The organism is Algoriphagus yeomjeoni, from assembly GCF_003259505.1.
GTDB lineage: Bacteria > Bacteroidota > Bacteroidia > Cytophagales > Cyclobacteriaceae > Algoriphagus > Algoriphagus yeomjeoni.
Genome location: NZ_QLLK01000008.1, coordinates 196,997 through 209,390, shown reverse-complemented (window position 1 = coordinate 209,390; position 12,394 = coordinate 196,997). Strand labels below are relative to the sequence as shown.

Here is a 12,394-nt window from a genome sequence, read left to right as displayed (position 1 = left end):
GGTATGGGGATGCAAACCGGAGAGAATGAACAGGGATTACGCAAGATTCTGGATATGACCAGGGTAATGGGGGTTGGGGTTTTGGGACTGCATTTTTATTACTACTGCTATGCTACTTTCAGGGATTGGGAACTGGTTTCAGATCTGACTGATGGCGTTTTAGATAACGTAATTAGTACTGGTCTCTTTGAGAATTTTTACGCCTCCAAGCTTATTGCGATTGCCTTGCTTGCTATCTCTCTTTTGGGAATCAAGGGTAGGAAGAATGAAAAGATGAACGCAAAGACAGCTTTCGTTTATGGCTTTCTGGGTATGGGATTTTACTTCGGGAGTTACATGGTAATGCACTGGAAAGCTCCAATTGAATTGATTTCAATTGCCTATATGATAGTTACCTCCCTAGGTTTTTTGCTTATACTTTCGGCTGGAACAAAGCTCTCGAGAATTATTCATGACAAACTCAGTACTGATGTTTTCAATTCAAAAAATGAAACCTTTCCTCAGGAGGAACGGCTCTTGGAAAATGAATTCTCAGTCAATCTACCTGCAAAATATAGCCTGAAAGGAAAGGTTAGAGACAGCTGGATCAATGTCATTAATCCATTTCGTGGCCTGATGGTGTTGGGAACCCCAGGATCAGGAAAGAGCTATTTTGTGATTCGTCATGTGATTACTCAGCACATCAAAAAAGGCTTTTCCATGTTTGTGTATGACTTCAAATTCGATGATCTGTCATCCATTGTTTACAATACCTGGCTTAAAAATAAGGCTAGTTATAATGTAGTTCCAGCATTCTATGTTATCAATTTTGATGATCTTACACGGAGCCATCGCTGCAACCCATTGGCACCGGAGACCATGTTGGATATTACTGATGCAGCAGAATCAGCCCGGACGATATTGATGGGTTTGAACAGGGAATGGATCAAAAAGCAAGGAGACTTTTTTGTGGAATCACCGATCAATTTCCTGACTGCTATCATCTGGTTTTTGAGAAAATACAACGGTGGAGAATTCTGCACGCTGCCGCATGTCATCGAGTTGATGCAGGCTGATTACGATGAGTTGTTCACAGTATTGCGAACCGAAAAGGACATTGATGTGCTCATCAATCCTTTTGTAAATGCCTACCTGAACGATGTGATGGAGCAGTTGGAGGGACAAATCGCTTCAGCCAAAATATCTATGGCCAGGTTGTCTTCCTCCCAGCTGTATTATGTGCTTTCTGGTAATGATTTTACGCTGAATATCAATAATCCGGAGGAGCCAAAGTTGGTTTGCATGGGAAACAATCCCCAGAAAATCCAGATTTATGGAGCCGTACTTTCACTTTATGTAAACCGTCTGGTGAAGCTGGTAAACCAAAAGGGAAAGCTAAAAAGCAGTCTGATTTTTGATGAATTTCCGACGATCTATTTGAACGGCATGGACAGTCTGATTGCTACGGCAAGGAGTAATAAAGTTGCTACTACTTTGGGTGTTCAGGATCTTAGTCAGCTTAGAAAAGACTATGGACGAGAGCTTGCTGATGTGATTATGGGCATAGTAGGAAATATCATTTCAGGACAGGTGAATGGGGATTCTGCCAAACAATTATCGGATAGGATAGGGAAGATCATGCAGGACAGGCAGAGCCTTTCCATTAATAGTGCAGATACTTCTGTCAGTCGATCAAAACAATTGGAGTCTGCTGTTCCACCTTCTACCATATCCTCTCTTTCATCGGGTGAATTTGTAGGGATGGTAGCAGATAATCCAGATTGCAAACTGAGCCTAAAAGCATTTCATTCGGAAATTATCAACGATCATAATGCCCTGAAAAAGGAGCAGGATAACTACCAGCCCATTCCTGAAATCCGAAAGCGGGACAATGCTATCGTGCAGCGAAATTATTTGCAGATCAAGCAGGATGTGCAGGATATTATTCAGGCTGAAATGGGAAAGTTATTGAATGATCCAGGGAAGAAGCATTTGGTGATTAGGAAGGGTAATTAAAAATCACTCTTAATTATTCGATGTGGGAATAGGGCAATAGTAATGTTTACATTCAATGGCTTAATAGACTAAAGTAAAGAATTTTTTGAGCGTAAATGGAATCATATTATTATTTCCATTATGTCGGTCTTCGCTTTTTAATTCGAGTGATATTTAACCTCATTAAATACATTGGAATTGATTCGAATTTCTGCCTCGTATTTCTCGTACATTTCCAGGGGTACGGACTGTACGAACCATACGAATTCTGAAATATCATTTTTTGGCAGTCTTCATTCGAACACATGCCTGAATGATGTATGCGTCACTGAATTTGAAGGACGCAACCCTTGAGAGAAAAAGGTTTCCAAAAATTATTTATAAAAAATGTATCCTTTTCCCCACTTTCTGGTCTACTAAGTGAACCAAAACAATTAAAATATGAATTCTTGTACCTGTACATCCTGTTCCTGTGATCAATGCAATTGTGTGGATTGCTCAAAGAGCAATTGTCCCTGTGAAAAATGTAATTGTGAAACCTGCTCCTGCTGTAATTAAAAGGAACAATCTCAGGATTAATTTCTAATTTACTATCTATGGATTCCGAAGAAATTTATCAGAAATATTATTCAACCCTATTCTTCTTTATCCTAAAAAGGGTGAAAGATGAGGTGGCAACAAAGGATATTCTACAGACTACTTTCCTGAAAATCCATGAAAAAAAGTATCAGCTAAAGGACAGGAGTAAACTCAAGGGCTGGCTATTCCAGATTACCAGAAATGAAATAGCCAACTATTTCAATTCACGTGATTCCCAGCCTGTAGAGGAACCAATTTCCGAGACTAATGTGGAAACTCCCTGTTGTCTGGACCGGTTTATTGATGAGCTCCCTAAACTTTACCAAACTCCTGTCCAGCTGGTCTATTTGGAAGGAAAGTCCCAACAGGAAACTGCAAATCTTCTAGGGATCAGTTTGGCATCCACCAAAGGTAGGATTAGGAGGGCAAAGGAGATATTAAAGGAAAGATTCAGGATCTGTTGTAAATATCAGGTCAATGAAAAAAATCAGCTTGTCGGAAAATCTGACTGTGAAGTATGTGATAACTGAATAGGCTATTCTTATGCTTTTTTTACCTCGAAGAAGTGGGAGTAAAACTCTAAAGATAGACAGTTGATTTAATGCAGAAACACCCTTTTTCTAACTATTGGAGCCAGTTTACAACAAATCAGAAATTCATGCTCATCTGCTTATTAAAACATCCCAAAAGGATACTTGGATTTTACTATAGAATTTTCTGCAATAGCCTTGCACTACTTTATTTTGTAGCTTTGCAAATATGAAACGGCTTGGAAATAAATCATTTATTGCGCTACTCCTTTTGGGGATGTTGTCGATGAATTTGGATTTATGCTGTCAGATACAAAAGCTTCCCTTCTTGTTTTCACATTTTGGAGAGCATCAGAAGGAGCATGGTGATTCAGTATTAGACTTCGTCGTTGAAGATTACATAGATCACGGGAATGATAATACAGGTCATGACGAAGAAAATCATGAGAATTTACCATTTCACGGAAATCATACCTGTTCCCACCCTTCAATCTATTTCTCCTCCATTGCTGAATTTGTAGTACCTCAGTCTTTTACTGAGAAGGTACAAGCAGAAAGCTATTATAATTTCCTTTTTACCTCACCGGTTTTAGGTGAACTTTTTCAGCCTCCTCGGGGCTAATTCCCTCATTTCATTTCGTAGCAATTTATCCTGATCAGAATACTTGATATTCCTGTTTAGGATTGCTGTGAGTGCTTTTTTCTTTGGGCAAATCTGCCCACTTCCATTTTAATTCATAAAACTTAATTCCTTATGCTGGATAATATAATCCGGTTCTCAGTTAAAAATAAACTGATAATCGGGCTACTTACCATAGGATTAGTCATTGTGGGCGGGTATTCACTTACCCAACTTCCCATTGATGCAGTTCCTGATATTACCAATAATCAAGTACAAGTAATCACTACTTCCCCGTCATTGGCGGCTGAAGAAGTAGAGCGTTTAATCACATTTCCCATCGAAATCACGATGGCCACTATTCCTGACATTGAAGAAATCAGAAGCTTTTCGCGTTTCGGGTTGTCAGTTGTTACCATTGTGTTTAAGGAGAATGTGGATGTCTATTGGGCCAGACAACAGGTAAATGAACGCATGTCCGAAGTCAAAGAACAAATACCTCCGGGGATAGGAGCTCCGGGGATGGCTCCGATTACCACAGGGTTAGGGGAAATTTACCAATATGTAGTTGGTGTAGAACCTGGCTATGAAGACAAATATGATGCACGTGAACTTAGAACTATTCAGGATTGGATAGTCAGAAGGCAGCTACTGGGTACGCCAGGGGTAGCTGATGTGAGCAGCTTTGGAGGGTATCTCAAACAATATGAAATCGCCATAGAGCCTGATCGGCTCAAATCTTTGAATGTATCAATTGCTGATATTTTCCAGGCGCTTGAAGATAATAATGAAAATACCGGTGGAGCCTATATTGAGAAGGATCTAACTGCTTTATTTATTCGAAGTGAAGGCTTGGTAGGTTCTTTTGAGGATATCAATAATATCCCCGTACGGGTAAATGAAAATGGGATTCCAGTTCTCATTAAAGATGTCGCAAAAGTACAGCTTGGTAATGCTGTGCGCTATGGGTCTACCACCAGGAATGGTGAAGGTGAAGTAGTCAGTGCGATTGTAATGATGCTGAAAGGTGAAAATTCGGCAGAGGTTATTGATAACGTCAAATCAAAAATCGAAGAAATTAAAGAAACATTGCCCGAAGGGGTGACTTTAGAGCCTTTTTTGGATCGATCCAAACTTGTGGACAATGCCATTGGCACAGTTAGTAAAAATCTGATTGAGGGCGCCTTGATTGTCATTTTTGTTTTGCTGCTTTTGCTTGGCAATTTGAGAGCAGGGCTGATAGTGGCTTCGGTAATTCCACTTGCCCTGCTTTTTGCTTTCTCACTCATGAATCTATTCGGGGTGTCTGGTAACCTGATGAGTTTAGGGGCAATTGATTTTGGATTGATTGTAGATGGAGCCGTCATTATAGTTGAGGCAACCATGCATCATTTAGGTTTGGTGAAAAGGAAAACAAAGCTGACACAGCTGGAGATGGACGAAGAGGTGTTTCTTTCTGCAAGTAAAATCCGAAATTCAGCTGCGTTTGGGGAGATTATAATTCTTATCGTATATCTACCAATTTTAGCATTGGTTGGAACTGAGGGTAAGATGTTCAGACCAATGGCGCAAACAGTGGCTTTTGCTATTCTTGGTGCATTTATACTCTCGCTTACTTACGTGCCCATGATCTCTGCACTTTTTCTAAGCAAGAAGATCAGTGACAAGCCTAATATTTCTGATAAAATCATGGGGTTTTTCCATCGCTTCTACGACCCTTCCATTCGATGGGCTATGCATCATAGGGGAATAGTCATTAGTGTAGCCTTGGTTTTATTGATTGTTTCAGGTTGGGTTTTTTCCCGTATGGGTGGAGAATTTATACCTACTCTGGAAGAGGGGGATTTTGCTGTGGAAACGCGGGTGGTCACTGGTTCTTCCCTTCAGAATACCATGAAGGCTACAACCCAGGCAGAGAAGATTCTTTTGGACCAATTTCCAGAGGTAGTGGAAGTTGTATCTAAAATCGGGGCAGGTGAAATTCCAACGGATCCCATGCCAGTTGAAGCTGCGGATATGATGATTGTCTTAAAGGATAAAAGTGAGTGGACTTCAGCTACCAACAGGGAAGATTTGGCAAATAAGATGTCTGAAGCTTTGGAAGTTTTGCCAGGGGTCAACTTTGGATTTCAACAACCCATACAAATGCGCTTCAATGAATTAATGTCTGGGGTGCGTCAGGATGTGGCTGTCAAAATTTATGGAGAAGACCTTGAAAAACTATCTGAATACGCCAACCAGATAGGACAGATAGCACGAGGTGTAGAAGGAGCGGAAGATATTTATATAGAGGAAGTGACGGGAGTGCCACAGATAGTCATTGATTACAAAAGGGCTCAACTGGCTAAATATGGACTAAGTATAAAAGAAGTGAATCAGTCTATACAGGCAGCATTTGCAGGTGCTTCAGCCGGGAAGGTTTATGAGGGGGAAAAACGGTTTGATCTGATAATAAGACTCGACCAGACAAAAAGAAATGATATTGAGGATGTTCAGAATCTTTTTATCGCCCGGGCTAACGGAGAGCAGATCCCGCTATACCAAGTAGCTGAAGTTTCAGTAAAAGAAGGCCCCTATCAAATCCAGCGGGATGATACCCAGCGGAGAATTGTAGTCGCATTCAATGTGAGAAATCGGGATGTAGAAAGCATAGTTAATGAAATAGAGTCCAAAATTGAAAATGCTGTAACATTTGAAACGGGTTATTTTGTGACATTCGGAGGCCAATTCGAAAATTTGGTTGAAGCTAAAGCCAGACTGGGGATTGCAGTTCCGCTGGCCTTGTTATTGATTTTTGTCTTGCTGTTCTTCACATTCGGTTCTATCAAACAGAGTATTTTGATCTTTACGGCTATCCCTCTTTCCGCCATCGGAGGGATTTTCGCTTTGACCTTACGGGGAATGCCTTTTAGTATATCTGCAGGAATTGGGTTTATTGCACTGTTTGGCGTAGCTGTACTTAATGGTATAGTTCTGATTGCTGAATTTAACCACCTGAAAAAGGAAGGGGGCACCGACATATTTGAAAGGATCTATTCGGGAACTAGAACCCGGTTAAGACCCGTAATTATGACTGCTTCCGTGGCATCTTTGGGCTTTTTGCCAATGGCACTTTCATCTTCAAGTGGAGCGGAAGTTCAAAAACCACTGGCTACCGTAGTGATCGGTGGACTGATCACGGCCACCATCCTGACTTTGGTTGTCTTACCTATATTATACTATTATTTCGAAAGAGGTTTGAGAAGACCCAAAGGCACTGTAGGGTTATTGGTGATTGGATTCTTGGCCTTAGGAAATTTATCTTCCTATGCACAAACTCCAATGCATGTTACTTCCCTGGATCAGGCAATAGAACTGGCTTTGGAAAACAATCCAAGTGTCAAAGCTGAAGGACTTAGATTGGAACAACAGCGGGCATTAAAAGGGGCAAGCTGGAATATTGGGAAAACAGCTGTGGACATGGAATATGGCCAGACAAACAGTGCCTTCACCAACGACAGCCGGTTTTCGGTTTCCCAGACTTTTGAGTTTCCGACCACCTATAGCCGACAAAATGGATTGGCTGAATCTAAAATAGTTTCTGGTGAGTTGGCAGTGGAGATGAGTAAAAATGAATTGATCAGATCCGTGAAATCCACTTGGTATGCGTTGTGGACTGCAAGGGAAAAAGGGAAATTACTTGCCAGGCAAGACAGTATTTATGACCGGTTTGCATCTGCAGCTTCCTTGAGGTTTGAGTCTGGTGAAACCAATCTTTTGGAAAAGGCAACCGCAGAGACCCAGGTGGCTGAGATCCAGGCTATGATAGCTCAGAACAATGCCGATGTGGAGATCAATACCAAACGGTTGAGGATGCTTATCAATGCTGAAGTTACGATTGAGCCTGAAATGGGAGAATTGAAGGAAAATTCACCTCAGCTTTCTCTGGACCAGAATAGTATCGCCGACAACCCTACATTAGCCTGGGTTCAGCAGCAAATTGCCATTGCAGAAAAGGAAAAGTCAGTCGAAAAATCTCGGTTGATGCCAGACATCAAACTAGGGTATTTTAATCAGTCCTTCAATGGGCCAGGTCAAACCATGTCTGGAGACCCTGTAGTTTACAGCTCAAAAGACCGCTTTGATGGATTTCAGGTGGGTTTAGCCATTCCTATTTTCAGTTTGAAGTCACAATCAGCGATTATTAAATCAAAATCAATTCGGATTGCTGAAGCAGAGGAACAAGAAACAGCATTCACCAATGAGCTCGAAAACCGATTCACCTCTTTACTTCTCGAGTACCAAAAATTCCAGACCAGTTTGGATTTTTATGAAGATAGTGCTCTTCCTCAAGCAGAGCTTATCCTAAAACAATCCCAGAGAGGTTTCCAAAGTGGTGAAATTGGCTATGTGGAATACACACAAGGACTCAATAGAAGCTTGAATGTGTACTTCAACTATCTGGATTTACTGGACAAATCCAATCAAACACTTATTCAAATCGAATTCTTATCGGGTATCAACTAAAACCGATCAAACGGAAATAATATGAAATCAAGCATGAATATAAAGTCAGATTCTAAGGTGATTAAGGAATGCGAGATTCATATAACCATAGCAAATCAAACTATAAACAGATGAAAAAATATATCATAAATAGTCTCTTCACATTACTTGTTCTTGGAATTGCCACGTCCTGTGGGTCTAAGGTTGACAGCATTGAAATTCAGGGGGATCATGAGGAAAATGAATCTAGGGTCGAACTGAGTCAGGCACAATTTGATGTCACCGGGATTGAGCTAGGCAAGCTGGAATTTAGGGAAATTGGCAGCGAACTGATGGTCAACGGGGTGATAGACGTTCCGCCTCAAAATAATATTTCCATCACAATGCCTTATGGGGGATTTGTGAAGAATACTACACTCCTTCCTGGGGATGAAGTGAAAAAAGGCCAACTACTCGTGACAATAGAAAATCCTGAATTCATTCAGTTTCAACAGGATTATTTGGAAAGCCTGGCAAACAGTTCTTATCTGAAGTCTGAATATGAACGCCAGGAGAAATTGTACAGTGAGCAAGTGGCATCCGGAAAGACATTTGAAGAATCCAAAAGTAATTTTCTGGCCAATGAAGCTAGAATCAGAACCTCCAAAGCCAAGTTGACCATGATTGGCTTTGATCCGGAGAAAGTGGAGTCCGGGGAAATCAAATCTGTCGTGAATATTTACTCTCCTGTGGCTGGAGCTGTGCTGGATGTATATACCAATATTGGCAAATATGTAAACCCACAGGATGTAATCATGGATTTAACGAATTCAGATGATCTCCATGTGGAGCTTTCTGTCTATGAAAATGACATCCCAAAAATCAAGAAAGATCAGCGCATCAAATTCAATCTCGCCAATACGAATGATGAATGGAGAGAAGCCCATGTGTTTTTGGTTGGTAAGGGAGTTCGAAAAGATAGGTCGGTGACTGTTCATGGGCATTTTGACAGTAAAAACACCGATTTGCTCCCAGGGATGTATGTGACAGCAAAAATAGAAACTGCAAGCGAAGAAGTCTTGGTAGCACCAGATGATGCGGTGGTAAGATTTGGGGAGAAGCATTTCATTTTTTCTTACTTGGGGCAACGGGACGAGAATGGAGAGCCCGCATATGACTATGAAATGATAGAAGTAGAAATGGGTAATAAGGAGGACGGATTTACGCAGGTGACCCTTTTGGATTCCAGTCTTGTCTATCAGGATATTAAACTGGTGACAAAGGGAGCATTTACCTTACTTTCAAAGGCAAAGAATAGTGAAGAAGAAGGCGGACACCATTAATCATTTTGTGAAAAACACTACTAACATGAAACTTAAATAGAAAACCTATGGAACAGGAAAAAGTGGAACACTCTGGGATATTCGGAAAGAATAGTGAATTGATTTTCTCCATTTGCTGTGGAGCTCTTTTGGGAATTGGGTTTGGCCTGAGTTTTTTAGAAGATGTGCCTCAATGGGTAAGTCTTGCCATGTATATAGGAGCCTATTTTTTTGGGGGCTTCTATACCGCGAAAGAGGCGATAGAAACCATATTAAAGGGAGGTTTTGAAATTGATTTTCTCATGTTGGTCGCAGCCATAGGTGCTGCGATCCTGGGAGAATGGGCAGAAGGTGCATTGTTGCTGTTTCTATTTAGTCTTGGGCATTCATTGGAACATTACGCTATGGGAAAAGCGCATAAGTCCATTGAATCACTTGCAACTCTTGCACCAAAAACCGCCTTAAAGAAAACTGAAGGCAGTTCGGTGGAAGTGGGAATTGAAGAGTTGGAGGTCGATGATATCATCATTGTTAAGCCTAATTCCAGAATTGCGGCAGATGGGGTTATTGTAAAGGGAAGTAGTGCTGTGGATCAATCTCCTATTACTGGAGAAAGTATACCTGTGGACAAGGAAGCTATAAAAGAACAGGATGAACAGCATATTTCCCTAGATAATGTGCCTCAGGAAAACAGGGCATATTCAGGAACGATCAACGGAAACGGCACCTTGGAAATTAAGGTGTTGAAAATTGCAGAAGACTCTACTGTTGCCAGGTTAATTACCTTAGTCAATGAAGCCAAAGCGCAGAAATCACCCACTCAGCTGCTGACCGATAAATTTGAGAAGTATTTTGTCCCATCGGTTCTGGTATTGGTAGTACTACTGTGCTTTGCCTTTTTGGTGTTGGATGAGCCTTTTAGTGATAGTTTTTATCGCGCAATGGCAGTTTTGGTGGCAGCAAGTCCGTGTGCGCTAGCAATTGCAACACCTAGTGCGGTATTGAGTGGCGTTGCCCGGGCAGCAAAAAAAGGAGTTTTGATTAAGGGAGGAAGACCACTGGAAGATTTGGGTGTTCTAACCGCAATTGCATTTGATAAAACGGGAACTTTGACAGAGGGAAAACCAAAAATCACAGAGGTAATCGCATGGAATAGTATTTCAGAAGACGAGTTGCTGGGAACCGCAGTTGCGGTGGAAGGGCTAAGTGATCACCCCTTGGCCAAAGCCGTGGTGAGAGACGGTAAAGAAAGGATGGAAGGAAAGGAAATCCCAGAGGCGGATTCATTGGAAGCCGTACTTGGCAAGGGCATAAAGGCAAATGTGGGAGCAGATAAAATTTATATTGGCAATCTGGATTTGTACGAAGCGCTGGATGATAACAAACCCTCACAAGAAATTATCGAGAAAATAGAATCTTTGGAATCCAATGGGAACACAACCATACTGGTGAGGAAAAACGATACTTATATTGGTATCATCGGGTTAATGGATACTCCAAGAGCTGCGGCAAAGTCCACCCTTGCGGCGCTCAAGGAAATTGGGATTAAAAAGATGATTATGCTCAGCGGGGACAATCAGAAAGTAGCAGATGCAATAGCCCAAGAGGTTGGACTGACGGGGGCAAAAGGAAGTCTGTTGCCTGAAGAAAAGGTTGAGGCTATCAAGCAATTAAAGCAGTCAGAATCCAAGATAGCTATGGTAGGTGATGGGGTGAATGATGCTCCGGCTATGGCAGCTAGTACTGTTGGTATTGCAATGGGGGCAGCAGGGTCTGATGTAGCTCTGGAGACTGCCGATATAGCTTTAATGGCTGATAAGTTGGAAATATTACCTTTTGCAATTGGACTGAGTAGAAAGGCTAAAGGGATTATCAAACAAAATCTGTGGATCAGTTTAGGTGTAGTGGGACTTTTAATACCTGCTACAATTTTTGGATTCGCATCTATTGGAGTTGCTGTATTGATTCATGAAGGTTCTACCATTGTAGTTGTAGTAAATGCATTGAGACTGCTTGGCTACGAAAGGAATTGATAATATTGAATGAATGAGCAGCCGTTTAATTATTTTACTAAATGGAGAAGTCACTATTTGAAATAAAACAGATGGATTGTCCTTCCGAGGAAAATCTGATTCGGATAAAGTTGGATGGAATTACTTCTGTTAAAAACCTGGAGTTTGATATACCCAACAGAAGATTGATTGTCTTTCATATGGGGGAAATAGAACAGATTGAAAAGTCAATTTATGAATTGAATTTGGGAAGTAGGAAACTATCCACAGAACTTACTAACCAGACTGATTTCCTTGAGGATTCCAACCAGAAAAGGCTCCTCTGGTATGTACTTGCAATCAACTTCGTTTTTTTTCTTATCGAAATGGCTACAGGAATATTTTCCAAATCCATGGGGTTGGTTGCGGACAGTTTAGATATGCTTGCAGATAGCTTAGTGTATGGCATTAGTATATTTGCGGTGGGAGGGACTATTCGGAAGAAAAAACGAATTTCAAAACTTGCGGGGTATTTTCAAATTGTACTTGCTCTAATAGGTTTTTCAGAAGTGTTAAGTAGGTTTTTCGGGATGGAAGAAGTTCCCAATTTTTCAACGATGCTTATAGTTTCAATTTTTGCACTACTCGCTAATGCTCTTTGTCTTTACCTTTTACAAAGGTCAAAAAGTAAAGAAGATGCTCACATGAAGGCAAGTATGATTTTCACCTCCAATGATGTAATCATAAACTTAGGCGTTATAGTAGCTGCTCTTTTGGTCAACTGGTTGAATTCCAGTCTTCCAGATTTGATCATTGGAGGAGTAGTTTTTGTTTTGGTGGTCCAGGGTGCATTCAGAATTTTGAAATTGAGCAAATAGGGAGTTATATAATTTTAATAAACTTTACTCAACATGG

7 protein-coding genes are annotated in these 12,394 nt (G+C 41.0%); all 7 read left to right on the top strand.

Translation table 11 applies throughout. The annotated features are described in order from the left end of the window. The first annotated feature begins 3 nt into the window (after positions 1-3). Entirely contained in the window at positions 4-1,995 is a 1,992-nt protein-coding gene (mobC, locus tag LV83_RS14680; protein ID WP_245947066.1) for a conjugal transfer protein MobC, read from the top strand. A 575-nt stretch (positions 1,996-2,570) separates the two neighbouring features. Continuing rightward, entirely contained in the window at positions 2,571-3,083 is a 513-nt protein-coding gene (locus LV83_RS14675) for a sigma-70 family RNA polymerase sigma factor (RefSeq protein WP_111612299.1), read from the top strand. A gap of 229 nt (positions 3,084-3,312) precedes the next feature. Continuing rightward, entirely contained in the window at positions 3,313-3,705 is a 393-nt protein-coding gene (locus tag LV83_RS14670; protein ID WP_111612298.1) for a hypothetical protein, read from the top strand. 132 nt (positions 3,706-3,837) lie between these two features. Next, positions 3,838-8,208, top strand: a complete 4,371-nt coding sequence (locus tag LV83_RS14665) for a CusA/CzcA family heavy metal efflux RND transporter (protein ID WP_111612297.1) — start codon at positions 3,838-3,840, stop codon at positions 8,206-8,208. A gap of 110 nt (positions 8,209-8,318) precedes the next feature. After that, positions 8,319-9,509, top strand: a complete 1,191-nt coding sequence (locus LV83_RS14660) for an efflux RND transporter periplasmic adaptor subunit (protein ID WP_111612296.1) — start codon at positions 8,319-8,321, stop codon at positions 9,507-9,509. A gap of 47 nt (positions 9,510-9,556) precedes the next feature. Then, on the top strand, positions 9,557-11,521 hold the full coding sequence (locus LV83_RS14655; protein ID WP_111612295.1) for a heavy metal translocating P-type ATPase: 1,965 nt from the start codon (positions 9,557-9,559) through the stop codon (positions 11,519-11,521). Positions 11,522-11,562: 41 nt separating this feature from the next. Continuing rightward, positions 11,563-12,357 (top strand): cation transporter, encoded by a 795-nt coding sequence (locus tag LV83_RS14650; protein ID WP_111612294.1) that lies wholly within the window; start codon positions 11,563-11,565, stop codon positions 12,355-12,357. Positions 12,358-12,394: the final 37 nt, after the last annotated feature.